The sequence below is a fragment of the Nocardia sp. NBC_00881 genome (assembly GCF_045207455.1).
Taxonomy (GTDB): Bacteria; Actinomycetota; Actinomycetes; order Mycobacteriales; family Mycobacteriaceae; genus Nocardia.
Genome location: NZ_CP108798.1, coordinates 2,116,541 through 2,136,078 on the forward strand (window position 1 = coordinate 2,116,541; position 19,538 = coordinate 2,136,078).

2 protein-coding genes are annotated in these 19,538 nt (G+C 66.6%); both read right to left on the bottom strand.

Features of this window, described 5'->3' with window-relative positions; translation table 11 throughout:
- Nucleotides 1–98: 98 nt before the first annotated feature.
- The gene (locus OH799_RS08370) at nt 99–17,750 is read right to left on the bottom strand and encodes an SDR family NAD(P)-dependent oxidoreductase (protein WP_406277445.1); all 17,652 of its coding nucleotides are present in this window, start codon (nt 17,748–17,750) and stop codon (nt 99–101) included.
- Nucleotides 17,751–17,838: 88 nt separating this feature from the next.
- Nucleotides 17,839–18,897, bottom strand: a complete 1,059-nt coding sequence (locus OH799_RS08375) for a ParB/RepB/Spo0J family partition protein (protein WP_406277448.1) — start codon at nt 18,895–18,897, stop codon at nt 17,839–17,841.
- Nucleotides 18,898–19,538 lie beyond the last annotated feature (641 nt).

Genomic DNA, 19,538 nt, shown 5'->3' on the forward strand with positions numbered 1-19,538 from the left:
TCGCCTTATCCGATACCAAGCATTGTTATTTCGCGCTCATGCGCTCTAGCAGCCACGTCAGACACCGCCACATCAGGGCAGGCGGCTTGTCGGGATAGTTATTTCGAATCGTCATCGTCCCTCGCCTCGAGCCAGCGCCGTATCTCGTCCGCCGCGGCGGCGGAGGCCGCTTCGATGATCGAGAAGTGGTCCGCGTCGATCTCGACCGTTTCGCCCGTGTGCTGCCACGTGGGCACCGGCTCGACGAGATCCAGGCCGGGCAGCGGCGTCGTGGCCCGCAGGTTGAACGTCGGCGCGGCGATCGATGCGGGTTGCCGCTCGTCGAATATCTGCATGTACTTCGCCATGGCGACCAGGCCGTGATCACTGATCTCAGTCATCTCGTGTTCGAGGTCGAGCACAGAGCCGATCGCACTCACCAGTACCCGACGACGTTGCTCCGCATCGTCGGGCGAATAGGCGTCGAGCAATATCACCGCCACGGGCCCACGCCCGCTCTTCTCGAGGCGATGCGCCAACGCATGCGCGATCGCGCCGCCTGCCGAATAGCCGACAAGAACGATCGGCTGCAGATCATCGACCCCCTCCACGGTCGTCGCCAAACAATCCAGCAACGCATCCCACGACTCGGGCAGGGGTTCCCCGGGCTGAGTTCCCGGAAGGCGCAGCGCGGCTATCGTGCGGTCGGTGCCGAGCTCGCGTGCCAGCCGACCGAACTGGTGCGGTCCGGTACCGACCACGAACGACGGAACACAGATGAGCGAGGGTCGGGACGTCCCTCTGCTCAGCGGTATCGGCGCCGGCTTGACGAGCAACTCGGCGCCGGTGGCGAACGTCTCGGCGAGCTTGGCGCTCTCCAGCAGCATCGGTATCGCGGCTTCGACTCGACCGCGCCGATGTGCGGCCAGCACCAGTTCGGTGAGCCCACCCCGGATCGCGGATTGCATGGGCGCCGCGGTGGGAGTGTCCACCGTGGTGTGCGTGGTTTCGGTGATCCGGGACCACAGGTAGTCGGCCAGCGCCCGAGCGGTGGGGTGATCGAAGACGACGGTGGAGGGCAGTGGCAGTCCGGTGGCCTTGGCGAGTCGATTGCGGAACTCGACTCCCGCCAGCGAATCGAATCCCAACTCCGGGAATGGGGCGTCCGGATCGATCATGTCCTTGGACTCGTGTCCGAGTATGGCGGCGATGTGTTCCCGGACGACGGCCAGCACGACACCCGAGATTTCGGCTTCGGGTGTGGACGCCAGTCGTTGTGCTAGTGATCGTACGGTGTCGACGTGGCGTGTGGAGGTGGTGACCAGGGAGTTGAGTGTTTTGGGTAGTGTTCCTGCGGTGGCTTGGGTGGTGAGTACTGCCATGTCCAGTCGTACTCCGGTGATGGTGGGGAGTCCGAGGCCCAGGGCGGTGTCCAGTAGTGCCATTCCGTGTTGGTCGTCGAGGGGAACCAGACCGTCTCGGCGTATACGGGCGAAGTCGGTTTCGGACAGGGTGCTGGTCATTCCGCTGGTGCCGCGCCAGGGACCCCACGCGATCGATGTCGCGGGCAAGCCGTTGCGATGCCGGTATTGGGCGAATGCGTCCAGGAAGGTGTTCGCTGCCGCGTAGTTGGCTTGACCCGGGCTGCCGATCACTCCCGCGATCGAGGAGTACAACACGAACATCGACAGATCCAGATTCTTGGTGGCCTCGTGCAGGTTCCATGCTGCATCCACCTTCGGACCCAACACCGTCGCGAACTGTTGGGCGGTGGTGTCGGTGAGCAAACCATCGGCCAAGACCCCTGCCGCGTGCACGACACCGGTCAGTGGGTACTCCGTAGGGATTCCCGCCAATAATTCATCCAGCGCCGCCCGGTCGGCCACATCACACGCCACCACATCGACCTGCGCACCGAGCCCGGTCAGTTCGGCCGTCAGCTCGGTGATACCAGGCGCGGCCCAACCACGCCTGCCTGCCAACACCAGTCTGCGGACACCGTGCTCGGTGACGAGATGCCGGGCCGCCACCGCACCCAGCCCACCGGTACCACCGGTGATCAACACGGTGCCCTCGGGCCGTAGCGGCGCTGGAATGGCGAGCACGTTTTTACCGATATGCAGTGCCTGGCTGAGGTACCGGAACGCTTCGGGGGCTTGACGCACGTCCCAGCCCGTCACCGGTGGTGGGGCCAGCACCCCGGTGTCGAACAGCTCGACCAGCACGCTCAGGATCTCTCGGGTGCGGTCCGGATCGATCTCGCTGAGGTGGAAACCTCGATAGTCCACACCTGGATGCCGCGCGGCGACCTCACCGGGGTCGCGGCGATCGATCAATCCCATCTCCAGGAACCGTCCACCGCGTGGCAACAGTCGCAGCGACGCGTCCACGAATTCACCTGCCAGCGAATCCAACACGATATCGACACCGCGTCCGTCGGTGAGTTCCAGGAACTTGCGCTCGAAGTCCAGGGTGCGGGAATCCCCGATCACCGCATCGTCGAATCCCATACTCCGCAGCACATCCCATTTGGGTTGGCTGGCGGTCACCAACAGCCGTAAACCCAGATGGCGCGCCAACTGGACAGCAGCTGTGCCCACACCACCGGTCGCGGCGTGCAGCAGCAACGTTTCCTCGGGTTTGGCCTCCGCTAAATCGACCAAGCCGTAATACGCCGTCACGAACACCACCGGTACCGCGGCGGCCTGCGCGAACGACCAGCCCTGCGGCATCGGGGCCAGCATCCTGTGGTCGGTCACCACTACCGAACCGATATCGGCGACGAACCCGAAAACCCGGTCACCCGCCGCGAATTCGGTGACGTCGGAGGCCACCTCCAACACCACACCCGCACCCTCACCACCGATCACGGCATCGGTGTCCGGATACATACCCAACGCGATCAACACATCCCGGAAATTGACTCCCGCCGCACGCAAACCCACCCGAACCTCGCCAGGTCCCAACGCCCGCCATGCGGTCGGTGTCTGGACCAGAACAAGGTTGTCCCCGGTCAAAGTGCCCTTACCGAGCTGGGTCAACGCCCACCCCGGAGCGTGTGACAACTCACTGGCCCCCACTGTGTCACCGATACCGCGGGTCAATCGCGGCGCGAACGGTAGGCCGTGTCGCAACGCGATCTGAGGTTCGTCCGCGAGGGCCGAAGCAGCCGCGACACCGTCGCGGTAGCCGTCCCAACGATCCACGTCGATGAGGGTGATCCGGCCGGGGTTCTCATTCTGGCCGCTACGCAGCAAGCCCCACACCGCCGCGCCGATCGGATCCACTGCCTCGCCGGGATCCACCCCGACCGCGCCCCTGGTCACGACCACGATCCGCTCATGGCGTGCCAGCAGTTCCCGGACTGCGTCGGCTACCTCGACAAGTCGGTCATGAACCGCGCTGGGCATATCCCTACCCGCAGGTGCCTGCTCGAGGCGCAGCACCCCGGAAGGCGTGCCGGCGACGGTCACCGTTTCCCCTTGCTGCGTGCGTGTCCACTGCGGGTCGGCACCGACATCACCGGGCTTGGCGACGGGCAACGCGATCCAACCGAGCCGGTGGACACCGCCACCGGTCACTGCAGCAGCAGAAGATCCCAGTGCGCGGATCGGGACCGGGCGCAGTGTCAACACCGCGACATCGGCCACCGGTACGCCCCCGGCATCAGCGAGTGTCAACCTGACCCGTCGACTATCCACACCAGAAGAAGAATCAGCCTCGGCCACGCTCAACCCCACCCGCACCGACCCCGCCCCCACAGCGTGTAGATCCACGTTCTCCCACGAGTAAGGCACCAGGATCTCTCCCGCAGCGGCCGGGGAGACCAGCCCGCCCAGAGCCACCGCGTGCAGTACCGCATCCAGCAACGCCGGATGTATTCCGAACCGGCCCGCCGAGGACTGCGCCTGCTCGGGCAGATCCACTTCCGCGTAAACCTCTCCCCCACGCCGCCACAACGCGGTCAACCCCTGGAACAGGGGTCCGTACCCGTAACCCCGCTCGGCGAGTTCGCCGTAGAGATCACCGATTTCCACCGGCAACGCCGCCACCGGCGGCCAACTCGCCTCCATCGACCCGACCCGACCCGACGACGACGCCGTGACAAGCGTTCCCGTGGCATGACGAACCCAGTCCGCCTGCTCCGATTCACCCTCGCGTTGCCGACGCGAATACACCGACACCACTCGTGAGCCCGCCTCATCGGCTCCAGCGGCCATCACCCGTAACTCCACCGCACCCACCGACGGCACAACCAACGGCGCCGCCACCACCAACTCCGCCAACCGCGGACTACCCACCATCGCCCCCACATGCAACGCCAACTCCACAAACGCCGTACCCGGCAACAACACCACCCCACCGATCACATGATCGGCCAACCACGCATGACTCGACAACGACAACCGACCCGTCAACACCACACCCCCGGACTCCGGCAACCACACCGCCGCACCCAACAACGGATGCTCCACACCATCCACACCCGAAGCCCGGACATCACCCACACCCGCCGCAGCCAACCAATACCGCTGATGCTGAAACGCATACGTCGGCAACCCAACCCGACCAACCACACCCCCCGCCAACAACACCCCCCAATCCACACCCACCCCAACAACATGCACCCGCGCCAAAAACCCCACAAACCAAACCACCTCATCAACCCCACGACGACCCGCCGCCGACACCAGCCATCCGGCCGCGGCCTCGCCATCGTCGCTCAGGCATTGGCGGGTCATGGCCGTCAGCACGGCGTCGGGTCCGATCTCGAGGAACCGGCGCACGCCCGTGTCGACGAGCGACCGGATTCCAGGTGCGAACCGGACCGCGGCGCGCACCTGCCCGACCCAGTACGCGGGATCGGTGAAACCATCGCCTACCGCACCGGTCACATTGGACACGATCGGCAGCAGCGGCTCCCGATAGGTCACATCCTCAGCGACGGTGCGAAACTGCGCGAGCATCGGTTCCATCCGTGCCGAATGGAACGCGTGGCTGACCCGCAATCGCGACGTCTTGCGGCCCTGCCCGGACAACCTGCGCTCCACCTCGTCGACGGCGTCGGCGTCACCGGAGATCACCACCGAGTCCGGACCGTTCACCGCCGCGATCGACGCCCGACTCTCAAAGCCGGTCAGCACCTCCGCTGCCTCGGCTTCCGACACCGCTGCCGCGAGCATCGCGCCGCCCTCCGGCAACGCCCCCATCAATCGACCACGCGCCGCCACCAACACACACGCATCCTCGAGCGACCACACCCCCGCCACATACGCGGCGACAAGCTCACCGATCGAATGCCCGATCACCACATCCGGTGTCACACCGAACGACTCCACCAACCGGAACAACGCCACCTCGAACGCGAACAACGCAGGCTGCGTCCACTCCGTCCGATCCAACACACCCCCCGAATCGGCGAACATCACCTCCCGCAACGACCCACCCAGATGACGATCGAACTCCCCACACACCTCGTCCAACGCCGTCGCAAACACCGGAAACGCCTGGTACAACCCCGCACCCATACCCACCCGCTGCGCACCCTGACCCGTGAACACGAACGCCGTCCGACCCCCGACCGGCACACCGGACACGGCCGACGACGACACCGACCCCGACGCCAAATCCGCCAACCCCGCCAGCAGCTGCTGCCGATCGCGACCGACGGCCGCACCGCGCCACTCCAACTGCGCACGCGCATCGACCAACGACCGGGCGACGCTGCGCGCATCGGCATCCGGATGGTCGACCAACCACGACCGCAACCGATCCGCCTGTGCCCGCAGGCCGGCCTCGGATTTCGCCGACACAAGCCACGCCACCGCGTCCTCCGCCGCGGACCCGACGTCCGTGGTCGATCCCCGCTCGTCCCGCGCGATCGCTGGCGTTGGGGCTTCCTCCACGATCACGTGCGCGTTTGTGCCGCTGATGGCGAACGAGGACACCCCCGCCCGACGCACGCGCTCACCGGCAGGCCAGGGCTCCGCCTCGGTCAGCAACCGCACCGACCCCGCCGACCAATCCACATGCGGCGACGGCGCATCCACGTGCAACGTCTTCGGCAGCATCTCGTGCCGCAGCGCCTGCACCATCTTGATCACGCCCCCGACACCCGAAGCCGCGACCGCGTGCCCGATGTTCGACTTCAACGACCCGATCCGCAACGGCTCGCCGCGACCCTGCCCATAAGCAGAGATCAGCGCCTGCGCCTCGATCGGATCACCCAACGGCGTCCCCGTCCCATGCGCCTCCACCGCATCCACGTCAGACGAATCCAGCCCCGCCGCAGCCAACGCCGACGCGATCACCCGCTCCTGCGACGGACCATTCGGCGCCGTCAAACCATTCGACGCGCCATCCTGATTCACCGCCGACCCCCGAACCACAGCGAGAACGTTGTGCCCCAACCGCCGCGCATCCGACAAACGCTCGAGGACCAGTACACCCACACCCTCGGACCAACCCACCCCGTCCGCGCCGGCGGAGAACGACTTGCACCGACCATCCCGCGACAAACCCCGCTGGCGGGCGAAGTCCACGTAGAGCTCGGGGCTCCCCGAGACCGTGACACCGCCTGCCAGCGCCAGCGACGCTTCCCCCTGCCGCACCGCCTGGCATGCCAGGTGCAGCGCCACCAGCGACGACGAGCACGCCGTGTCCACCGTCATCGCCGGTCCCTGCAGACCGAACACGTAAGCGACCCGGCCGGAGATGACGCTGTCCGAATTCCCGGTCATCCGAAAACCTTCGTGTTCTCCAACCACTCGCTCGGCATAGCCGGACGGGGTAGCACCGACGAACACACCGGTATCGCTGCCGCGCAGCGACGACGGGTTGATACCAGCGTCCTCCAAGGCTTCCCAGGAAGCCTCCAGCATGAGCCGCTGCTGCGGATCCATCGCGGTCGCCTCGCGCGGACTGATACCGAAGAACCCGGCGTCGAAAGCGCCCGCTTCGGTCAAGAATCCGCCTTCCCGGACGTAGGTGGTGCCCGGTTTGTCCGGGTCTGAGTCCCACAGCCGATCGAGGTCCCAGCCACGGTCTGTGGGGAAAGGCGTGATCGCGTCCGTGCCGGACGCCACCAGATCCCATAGCTGCTCCGGAGACCCGACGCCGCCGGGATACCGGCAGCTCATCCCGACGATGGCGATCGGCTCGTCCGTCCGCATGCGGCGGGGGGTTCTCGTCGTCCGTCGCGCGGCGTCGGGCGCGTCTCCGAGCCGGGACACGATGAACGCCGCTACCGCTTGGGCGCTGGGGTGGTCGAAGACAAGGGTGGAGGGCAGCTGTAATCCCGTGGCCTTGGCGAGCCGATTGCGGAATTCCACTCCGGCCAGCGAGTCGAAACCCAGCTCCGTGAACGGAATCCCCACCTCGATCGCCTCGACCGAGGCGTGCCCCAACACCGCCGCCGCCTGCTCACGCACTACCGCCAACGCCACGTCGTCGCGCTCCCGGGCCGACGCCGACGCCAGCCGCCCCACCGGCGACCCGCCGTCTACGCGTGTCCGCGCGGGCACCGACACCAGCGAACTCAGCACCTTCGGCAGCGACCCCGTCTCGGCCTGCTCCGCCAATCCCGCCGCATCGAACTCGGCACCCACCACCAGCGCCGCGTCCGCGGCAATCGCTGCGTCGAACAATGCCAGCCCCGCCGTGTCGCCGAGCGCGCGGAAACCCAACCGCCGCAACCGTGCCAATCCGGCTTCGCCCAGGTCGCCGGTCATCCCGCTGCCCGCGTTCCATGGACCCCAGGCCACCGACACACCTGGCAGGCCTGCCTCTCGCCGCAGCCGGACCACCGCGTCCGCGAACGCGTTCGCCGCCGCGTAATTGCCTTGTCCCGGTGAACCCGCCACTCCCGCGACCGACGAAAACATCACAAACGCCGACAGATCCGAGCCGCGCGTCAATTCGTGCAACAACCACGCCCCGTCCACCTTCGGACGGAACACCCGATCCACTTGCTCGGCGGTCAACGTCTCGACGGTGCCGTCATCCACCACACCCGCGGCGTGGACGACTCCGGACAGCGGGAACTCCGACGGGATTTCCGCGAGCACCGCCTCAACGGCACCCCGATCCGCCACGTCACACGCGGCCACGTCCACCTCGGCGCCCAGCGCGGACAGCTCCGCCACCAACTCCCGCACACCCTCGGCAGCGCGACCACGCCGCGATACCAGCAACAACCGGCGCACCCCGTGCTCCGCCGCAAGATGCCGCGCCACGAGCGCACCCAGCCCGCTGGTACCCCCGGTCACCAACACCGTCCCGGTCCCGAACGACATTCCGGCCGCACCCGACGCGGATTCCCGGCGCAACCGCGGCGCCGACAATCGACCATCCCGCACCGCCACCTGCGGCTCACCCGTCGCCACGACCGCCGACACCACCCCGGCGTCGATGTCACCGTCGCGATCGAGCAGCACGAGCCGACCCGGATGCTCCGACTGCACGCTGCGCACCAAGCCCGCGACGGCCGCGGACACCGGAGCGGGCGACTCTCCCGACAGGCCAACCGCATTCCTCGTCACCACGACCAGCCGCGTCTCGGCGAGCCGCGAGTCCGACAGCCACGACCGCAACAGACCCACGGCCGATTGCACGGTTCGCCGACTCGCCTCCGCGGCATTGGCCAACGCCGCCGCTGATTCGTCGCCATCGACCAGCCAGGCGACCGTTCCCGCCCCGTGATCGGCGTCTGCCAGTTCGGGTACCTCAGCGAATCGGGTCTCGATCCCCGGCACGCTCCCGTCGCCGAGCACTGCCATGGACCCGCTGTCCCCACGCGAGGGCGCTGACACCGGCACCCACTCCATGCCGTACAGCGGCGATGACGTGCCGGCCCGAACGCGGTCCACCGTGCGGCGCTCGACGGGATGCACCACGATGGAGTCCGCGCTCACCACCGGTTCGCCGACTTCGTCCACCACGTCCATCCGAACCCGATAGCCGCCCTGCAGCACCGCGCGAAGCCGGACCGGCCCGGAGCCTGTCCGCGCCAACCGCACGCCGCCGAACGACACCGGCAACGGAACCCGACCTGCGGGGATGTCCTCCATGACGAAGTCGAGAGCGGGGTGCAGGCACGCGTCGAACAATGCCGGATGGATTCCGAACCCCGACGCCTGTCCAGCCGTGGTCTCGTCCAACGACACCTCGGCGAATATCTCCTCCCCGCGCCGCCACACCGCGCGCACACCGCGGAACACCGGACCGTACTCCAGTCCCAGACCCGCGATCCGCCGATACAGCACCTGCTCATCGAGCTGCTCCGCCCCCGCAGGCGGCCACACCGGCTCGTCCCAGCTCGGGGCGGTATCCGCGGTCGAGACGGGAGTCAGCACACCGCGAGCATGCGGCACCCACGCGTCGACATCGTCGATCCGCTCGGCCCTGGAATAGATGGTGAAGCGCCGGCGGCCATCCGGTTCGGTCTCCCCGACACCGACCTGCAGATCGACCGGTTGCTCTCCGAAAGCCAGCGGAATGTCCAGCAGCAGTTCCTCGACAATGTGCGCGCCCAGCCGCGCACCGATCGCCGACGCCAACTCGAGGTAGGTCGTCGCGGGCACAACTGCCGTCCCGAACACCACATGATCAGCGATCCACCGATGACCGCCGTCCGACAGCTTTCCGGTGAACAGCCATTCGTCCTTGCCTGCCACTGGCACCGCATCCATCAGGATCGGATGGTCGACACCACCCGGCACGACCGGACGAGCGGCGGGCTCCAGCCAATAACGCTGATGCTGAAACGCGTACGTCGGCAAGGAAACCCGGACCGGGGAACGACCGGAGAACAACGGCCCCCAGTCCACCTCGATGCCTGCGTTGTGGACGTGCGTGAGGAACGTCAGGAATTGCGTCACCTCGTCGACACCGCGCCGGCCCGCCGCCGCCACCAACGACCGCGATTCGATGTCCTCGGGCAGGCACTGCCGGGTCATCGCTGCCAGCACGGCGTCGGGACCCACTTCCAGGAACCGCCGGACACCCATGTCCACCAAGGCGTCGACACCGTGCGCGAAACGGACGGTGTCGCGCACGTGACCGACCCAGTACATCGGTTCGGCGAAAGCCTCGCCTCCCACGACACCGAACACGTTGGACACCACCGGCAACAGCGGACGACCGTAGGTCACCCCAGCCGCCACGGTCTCGAATTCCGGCAGCATGGGATCCATCAATTCGGAATGAAAAGCGTGGCTGACCCGCAACCGTGAAGTCCTGACCCCGTCCGCGACAAGCATCGGCTCCAATTCCGCGATGGCGTCCTCGTCACCGGAAATTACGATCGAGGAAGGGCCGTTCACCGCCGCGATCGACAGCCGCCCATCGAACCAAGCGATAACCTCGACCGCCCGGTCTTCGGTGATCGCGGCGGCCAGCATCGCACCGCCCGCCGGCAGCGCCCCCATCAATCGGCCCCGCGCCACGACCAGTGCGCAAGCGTCGGCCACCGACCACACCCCTGCCGCGTACGCAGCGACCAGCTCGCCGATCGAATGTCCGATCAGCACGTCCGGGACAACCCCGAACGACTCGACGAGCCGGAACAACGCCGCCTCGAAGGCGAACAACGCAGGCTGCGTGAACTCCGTCCGATGGAGCAGATCCGCGCCCGCATCGCCGAAAACGATGTCCTTGAACGAGACTCCCGCCAACGTGGCCCCCAGCAAACGATCGAACTCCGCACACAGCTCGTCGAACGCCGACGCGAACACCGGGAACGCCGCATACAACCCGGCACCCATGCCGACACGCTGCGAGCCCTGCCCCGTGAACAGGAACGCGATCTTCCCCCTGACCGGCGTGCCCTCGGCCACGCCCGACGACACCGACCCCGACGCCAGATCCGCCAGGCCGGCCAGCACAGAATCCCGGTCGCCCCCGACGACCGCCCCACGCCGATCCAACCGTGCTCGCGTCGTCAGCAACGAATAAGCCACATCCACCGGTTCCGCTTCCGGATGCGCCACCAACCATTCGCGCAATCGAGCCGCCTGCGCACGCAGTCCCGCTTCAGATTTCGCTGACACCACCAACGGCACCATCCCTGAAACCACGGGCGGAGTGTGGGCCGCGACCGGCTCCGCCGCGCGCTCCAGGCCCGCGGGTGCTTCCTCGAGAACGAGGTGCGCGTTGGTGCCGCTGATGCCGAACGAGGACACCCCCGCCCGACGCACGCGCTCACCCGCGAGCCAAGGCTCCGCCTCGGTCAGCAACCGCACCGACCCCGCCGACCAATCCACATGCGGCGACGGCGCATCCACGTGCAACGTCTTCGGCAGCATCTCGTGCCGCAGCGCCTGCACCATCTTGATCACGCCCCCGATGCCCGATGCGGCCTGTGAGTGCCCGATGTTCGACTTCAACGACCCGATCCGCACCGGCTCGCCGCGACCCTGCCCATAAGCAGAGATCAGCGCCTGCGCCTCGATCGGATCACCCAACGGCGTCCCCGTCCCATGCGCCTCCACGACGTCCACGTCAGACGAATCCAGCCCCGCCGCCGCCAACGCCGACGCGATCACCCGCTCCTGCGACGGACCATTCGGCGCGGTCAAACCATTCGACGCGCCATCCTGATTCACCGCCGACCCCCGAACCACAGCGAGAACGTTGTGCCCCAACCGCCGCGCATCCGACAAACGCTCGAGGACCAGTACACCGACACCCTCGGACCAACCCACCCCGTCCGCGCCGGCGGAGAACGACTTGCACCGACCATCACGTGACAGACCCCGCTGCCGCGAGAATTCGATGAACAAGAACGGCGTCGACATCACTTGGGCTCCACTGGCCAACGCCATCGAGCATTCGCCTTGGCGCAGTGCCTGGCACGCCAGATGGATCGCCACCAGCGACGACGAGCACGCCGTGTCCACCGTCACCGCCGGGCCCTCCAAACCCAACGTGTACGCCACACGGCCCGACACCACACTGCTCGCCGAACCGGTGCCCACGTACCCCTCGACGGCCGCACCCGCCGCCTTGGCGATCTCCTCGTAATCCTGATACGAGACGCCGGTGAAGACACCGGCGTCGCTGCCCCGCAGCGTGGCGGGATCGATACCCGCGTGCTCCAAGGCTTCCCACGAAGCCTCCAACAACAACCGCTGCTGCGGATCCATCGCCGCCGCCTCACGCGGACCGATCCCGAAGAACCCCGCGTCGAAATCGGCGACATCGGAGAGGAATCCCCCGTGCCGTAGATAGGATGTGCCGGTGTGGTCGGGATCGGGATCGAACAATCGATCCAGATCCCAGCCGCGATCGGCCGGGAACTCGCTGATCGCATCCGTCCCGGACGCCACCAGCTCCCACAATCCCTCCGGGGATGTGATTCCGCCTGGATATCGGCAGCTCATCCCCACAATCGCAATCGGCTCATCGGTACGGATCCGACGCGTCACCCGTGCGACGGCACGGCCGGTGTCCGCCTCCACGTCGCCGACACGAGATCGCACGAACACCGCCACCGCCGCCGCGGTGGGGTGGTCGAACACCAGCGTCGACGGCAATTGCACGCCGGTGGCTTTGGCCAGCCGATTGCGGAACTCCACTCCGGCCAACGAGTCGAACCCGAGCTCGGTGAACGGTGCGGTCGGGTCGATGGCGTCACCGGAGATGTGCCCCAGCACTCCGGCGACCTGTTCACGAACGGCGTCCAGCACGATCGCCTCGCGTTCCTGCGCCGGGGCGACGGCCAGCCGCCGCGCCAACGTCCCGCTCGTGTCCGCGGCCCGACGCACGGGCACCGCGACGATCGAATGCAGCATCCGAAGCAGAGATCCCTCGCGCGCCTGAACCGACAACGCCTCGGTATCGAACTCGGTTGCGACCACCACCGGTGCTGCCGCGCCGATCGCGCGATCGAACAACGCCAAGCCATCCGCTGTCTCCAGCGGACGCACCCCGAGCCGCCCCATCCGCGCCATCGCGGCGCTTCCCAGACCGCTGGTCATGCCGCTGCCCTGGTTCCACGACCCCCACGCGATCGACACCGCGGGCAAACCCGCTGCCCGCCGACGCGACGCGAGCGCGTCCAGGAACGCGTTCGCCGCGGCATAGTTGCCCTGCCCCGGCGTACCCACCACCCCCGCGACCGACGAGAACAGCACGAAGGCAGAGAGATCCCGATCGCTGGTCAACTCGTGCAGATGCCACGCGGCATCCGCCTTCGACGCCAACACTCGGTCCACCTGGTCGGTGGTCAAGGTCTCGATGGTGCTGTCATCGAGCACACCCGCCGAATGGATCACCGCGCTCGGCGCGAACTCGTCGGGCAATTCCGCCAGCAGGGCCGCCAACGCCGCACGATCGCTCACGTCACACGCGGCAATCCGCACCTGCGCGCCGAAGGCCGTCAACCCATCCACCAATTCCGCCACACCGTCGGCCTCTTCACCCCGCCGCGACACCAACACCAACCGCCGCACACCATGTGTTTCGACGACATGCCGAGCCACCACAGCTCCCAAACCACCAGTGCCACCGGTGATCAACACCGCGCCCGCACCCAACGCCGACCCGCCCGCCACGGAAGAACCCGCGTGCCGTCGCAACCGCGGCACCCGCAGCCCACCCCTACGCACAGCCAGCTGCGGCTCGTCCGAACCCAGCGCCGCAGCGATCACATCGACCGTCACGTTCTCCTCCACGCCGACGTCGAGGAGAACGAACCGACCCGGATATTCGAACTGAGCACTGCGTACCAGGCCCCATACCGCCGCGCCTGCCGGATCCGGCGACTCACCCGACACGCCCACAGCGCCCCGCGTCAGCACCACCAGCCGCGAGCCGCTCAACCGCTCCTCGGCCTGCCACGTCTGCAACAGTCCCAACGTCGAGTGCACCCACGCACGAGTCCGCACCGCCACATCGTCGACGTTCGAACCCTCCCCGCCCGGCGACCATACGACGATCGCCGGCGTCACCTGGTCGTCGAACAATTCTCCGAGCCCGGCACGAGCACGAACGATCCCCGAAATGCTCTCCGCGCCGAGCACCGCCATGGACGGCACAGTGCCGGTAGATCCCGAGGACACCGATACCCATTCGACATCGGACAGCGACGCACGACGACCGGCCCCGAAATTCAGTGCCTTGGCATCAACGGGGCGAGCGGCGAGCGCATCGAGGCTCAGCACCGGCGCTCCGGTGTCGTCAAGGACGACGGCCCGCATCCGCCCGGTTCCTGACCGCATGAGTCGAACGCGGACAGCCGTCACCCCGGCGCGGTACAACCGCACGCCCGCGAAGGAGAACGGCAACGGCAGCCGACCCGAGGGAATATCTTGCGCCAGCTCGGTGATCGCCGCGTGAAATGCGGCGTCCAACAGCGCGGGATGAATCCCGAACGCCGGTGCCTGCGTATCGGTTTCGGCCGAAAGAGACACGTCGGCGAGCAGATCGTCGCCGTCGCGCCATACCGACGTGACCCCCTGGAACGCGGGGCCGTAGCCGAAACCGAGTTCTGCCAACTCGTCGTAAAGCCCGTCGTTCGGCACCGGATCGGCCCCCGCGGGCGGCCAGTCTTCGGTTGTCGCCGATCCGTCCCGGACCCACCCGGGAACGGCGTCCGCGGCTGGAGTCAGCACGCCGTTGGCGTGCGATACCCACTCGCCCGCGTCGGAATCCCCGTCGATAACAGCACGGGAGTGGATCACGAACCGGCGTCGCCCCGCACCGTCGGCAGGATCGACACCGATTTGAATATCGACCGCGGTGTCACCCTCGAGCAGCAGCGGCGCTTCGAGCAGCAGTTCCTCGACGAACTCGGCGTCCGTCCGCGCGCCCGCGGTCAGCGCCAGTTCCACAAAGCCGGTTCCGGGCAACAACACAGAGCCGAAAACCGCGTGATCGGCGAGCCACGGATGAGTACGTAACGACACCCGTCCGGTGAACAGCCATTCGTCCTTGCCCGCCAGTGGTACGACGCCGGTCAAGATCGGATGATCCGATGACCCCGCCGCTGCGTCACCCCGGATTGGCTCCAACCAGTACCGTTGGCGCTGGAACGCATAGGTGGGCAACGACACTCGGCTCAGCCGCCGGCCCGCGAACAACGGTCGCCAATCTACGTCGACGCCGGCGGTATGCATTTGGCCCAACGACGTCACACATTGCGACACCTCCTCAACCGAGCGTCGAGACGCGGCGGCCACCACAGAATCCGTCTCGATGTCCGGGTGTTCGGCCAGGCACTGGCGAGTCATCGATGCCAACACCGCATCGGGGCCCACCTCCACGAATCGCAGCGCCCCTGCCGCGACGAGAGCGTCCACGCCAGGCGCGAACCGCACACAACCGCGCACCTGCTCGACCCAATACCCGGGATCGGTCACCTCGACGCCGACAACAGCACCGGAGACATTCGACACCATCGGAACATTCGGCACTCGATACGTCAGACTTCCAGCCACGGCGCGGAATTCGGCCAGCATGGGGTCCAGCCGCGCCGAGTGGAACGCATGGCTCACCCGCAATCGCGACGTCTTGATTCCCTCGTCGGACAAACTGCGTTCCGCCTCGTCAACGGCATCCGTGTCACCGGACAGCACCACCGACGACGGACCATTCACCGCCGCCACCGACAACCGATCCCCGTACGCCGCCACGATCTCGACGGCCCGCTCCTCGGTCACGGCCGCCGCGAGCATCGCGCCGCCCTCCGGCAACGCCCCCATCAAGCGACCACGCGCCGCCACCAACACACACGCATCCTCGAGCGACCACACCCCCGCCACATACGCGGCGACAAGCTCACCGATCGAATGCCCCATCACCACATCCGGTGTCACCCCGAACGACTCCACCAACCGGAACAACGCCACCTCGAACGCGAACAACGCAGGCTGCGTCCACTCCGTCCGATCCAACACACCCCGCGAATCGGCGAACATCACCTCCCGCAACGACCCACCCAGATGACGATCGAACTCCCCACACACCTCGTCCAACGCCGCGGCAAACACCGGAAATGCCTGGTACAACCCCGCACCCATACCCACCCGCTGCGCACCCTGACCCGTGAACAGGAACGCCGTCCGCCCCTCGACAGGCACACCGGAGATCACCGACGACGACCCCGACGCCAGATCGGCCAACCCCGTCATCAACTGCTCTCGATCGCGACCCACCACCATGCCGCGCCAGTCCCAGCTGGCCCTGGTGTCGATCAACGACGACCCCACACTCCACACATCCGCGTCCGGATGGTCGAGCAGCCACTGCCGCAACCGATTCGCTTGGGCGCGCAGCGCCTCGCCGGACTTGGCCGACAGCAGCAACGGCACCACATCCGCCGCGGAAGCGGGGCCCGCGTCATCCGCGGCAGTCCCCTCCGCCGGCGCGACAACGGACGCAGGTTCTTCCTCGAGAATCACGTGCGCATTGGTCCCACTGATCCCGAACGACGACACCCCCGCCCGACGCACGCGCTCACCGGCAGGCCAGGGCTCCGCCTCGGTCAGCAACCGCACCGACCCCGCCGACCAATCCACATGCGGCGACGGCGCATCCACGTGCAACGTCTTCGGCAGCATCTCGTGCCGCAGCGCTTGCACCATCTTGATCACCCCACCCACACCCGCGGCCGCCTGCGGATGCCCGATGTTCGACTTCAACGACCCGATCCGCAACGGCTCGCCGCGACCCTGCCCATAAGCAGAGATCAGCGCCTGCGCCTCGATCGGATCACCCAACGGCGTCCCCGTCCCATGCGCCTCCACCGCATCCACGTCAGACGAATCCAGCCCCGCCGCCGCCAACGCCGACGCGATCACCCGCTCCTGCGACGGACCATTCGGCGCGGTCAAACCATTCGACGCGCCATCCTGATTCACCGCCGACCCCCGAACCACAGCGAGAACGTTGTGCCCCAACCGCCGCGCATCCGACAAACGCTCGAGGACCAGTACACCCACACCCTCGGACCAACCCACCCCGTCCGCGCCGGCGGAGAACGACTTGCACCGCCCATCCCGCGACAAACCCCGCTGCCGCGAGAACTCCACGAACAAAAACGGCGTCGACATCACCGTCACACCACCCGCCAACACCATCGACGCCTCTCCCCGCCGCAGTGCCTGGCACGCCAGATGGATCGCCACCAGCGACGACGAGCACGCCGTGTCCACCGACACCGCCGGGCCCTCCAAACCCAACGTGTACGCCACCCGCCCCGACACCACACTGCCCGCCGAACCAGTACCCGCGTACCCCTCGGCGACCGGACCCGCCGCCCTGGCCGTGTGCTCGTAGTCTTCGTACATCACCCCCGCGAATACGCCCGTGTCGCTGCCTCGCAACGACGATGGATCGATACCCGCGTCCTCCAAGGCTTCCCACGAAGCCTCCAACAACAACCGCTGCTGCGGATCCATCGCCGCCGCCTCACGCGGACCGATCCCGAAGAACCCCGCGTCGAAATCACCGACACCGCGCAGAAAGCCACCCTCCCGCGTGTACACCTTCCCGAACCGGTCCGGATCAGGATCGAACAATCCCTCCACATCCCAACCCCGATCCACCGGAAACTCGCTCACGGCATCCGAACCGGACTCGACCAGATCCCACAACTGTCCCGGCGATTCGACGCCACCCGGGTAGCGGCAGCTCATACCGACGATCGCAATCGGCTCGTCGATCCGTTCCCGCAGCTGTGTCAGATCGTCGCGCGTCGTCATGAGCTCGACAGTGACCTTTTTCAGGTACTCCAACATGCGGTCGGACGAATCGCCAGTGCTTGTGTTCACGTTTCACATCCAGGGGTATTCAAAGTTGTCGAAGCAGCCCGGCGGCAAGCGGCGACGCGGGGCCCAGTGAGCTACCGATACTGTTCGGTCAGGTGTCGGTTACGAGGCGGCGACTCAATGAGTCGGCCAGCATTAGCCAGTTCTCTGCGTAATGTCTCGCCAGCTCGGCTACCGCGGGCGCGCAGTGCATCGGCAGACTATCGGCCATCGATTGCCATTCGACCGACTCGGTTCCGGAGATCTCCAACAATCGCAACAACTTTCGGCCGACCTCGGTGAAACGCAGCGACGGATCGGCGCGTAGCCGACGCATCCTTATTGTGAGATCGGGCGACTCGGCAAATGCCGGTGTCCCCGGTCTTGATACCTGCACCGGCGCGCTCCCGGCCAGAAGACCACTGGGACAAGCTCTGGCCGTGGTCGCGCCACCATCCTGTCGATGTTTCGGCATCGCGCTGTCTTCCGCCCGCAGACGTCGCCGCACGTCCTTCGCGGTAGTCGGCGAGACGCCGGCGGCCAATGCGATTTCCCGGGTCGACGCCGCCGGGTTCGCCTCCAGGAATTCTCGCGCCCTCCGGCGTCGCTCCCTCGCATCCACCGGGTACACCGCGCCGTCTCGCCCGATCCGCCTCATGGTCGGGTGCGGAATTTCCGCACCCGACCGCCGTCGCAGCGCGGCGACGGTCTTATCGGACAGTCCGGCTACCTCACCAAGCCGTCTGTTCGACCATCCGGGAAAATCCGCGAGCATCCGCACGGCCGCAGCTTTGCGGTCTGTCAACGACAACGGGAGTCCGCGGGCGCTGTTTAGCTCAACGGCGAGCACAAACGCTTCCCGCGGTTCACCGTCGAAAAAAACGGCATTGATCGACGCTGCCTGCCGCCGACGGGCGACCATCAGACGGTGGACGCCGTCGATCACCTCCATCGTCGCACGGTGCACGACAATCGGCGGCAATGGCCCGGGCAGCTGCGCCAGCAAAGCGACATGTCGAGGGTTCACACCGCCGAGCCGGACGGTCTCCGACATGCGAACTCGCTCGACCGCGACCTCCGCAATCCCCGACAATAGTCCTTGGCGCACAGCCGCCCGATCGCACAGCTCGCCAGGAACGGGTGGCTCGATAACCAACGAGACGTAGTCCATGGGCGAACTTCCTTTCACTTCGGTGAAAGGCAGCTTGGCAATGTTATAGTGACCCGAATCGGCACCCGCGGCCAGTGCCCCACTAGGTCCGCCCAGAAGACGGAATCAGCCCTCATCCAATATCTCTCTCATCAAGCAAGCCGCAAGAAACACTCACATGACAGGACGTGAGACTGGGCGGTTGCCCAAGTCACTTGCTGAGCAGTAGCTTGCCAGCCGAATCGATTTCTCGCAACCGATGTACCGTCCGCCAGCGGCTCGTGGTCCAGGCGAGACAGGCGATCAATGGATGATAGACACAAATCGATGCCGTCTCCCACAGATAACTGGCCAGCTGACTCAGGCGGCCATGGCCGCCTCCCAGCGAGCATGTCGAGGGTTTCGAAGGCGTGGATTCCGCGCTTGACCATAGGCGGAAAAGTAGCTACACGGACGGCGCAGAAATTTGTTCTCCGGTGCGTGTTCATATGTAGCCTGATATTTTAGGCGGCAGTTTGATAATAGATTCATCGTGCTGTAGCTATCTCGTTGTTACCCAAGGGGTTTGACCGCGTTTTATAGCTAGCAACCTGCTTCACAGTGGATTTGTCGGCGTGTCGTAGCTATTTATCTGTCTCTCAACGTTTTTGACGGCGATCGGT

What these genes read in the sequence shown, in the direction of transcription:
- OH799_RS08375 (WP_406277448.1), bottom strand. Translation starts at nt 18,897, where the DNA reads ATGGACTACGTCTCGTTGGTTATCGAGCCACCCGTTCCTGGCGAGCTG.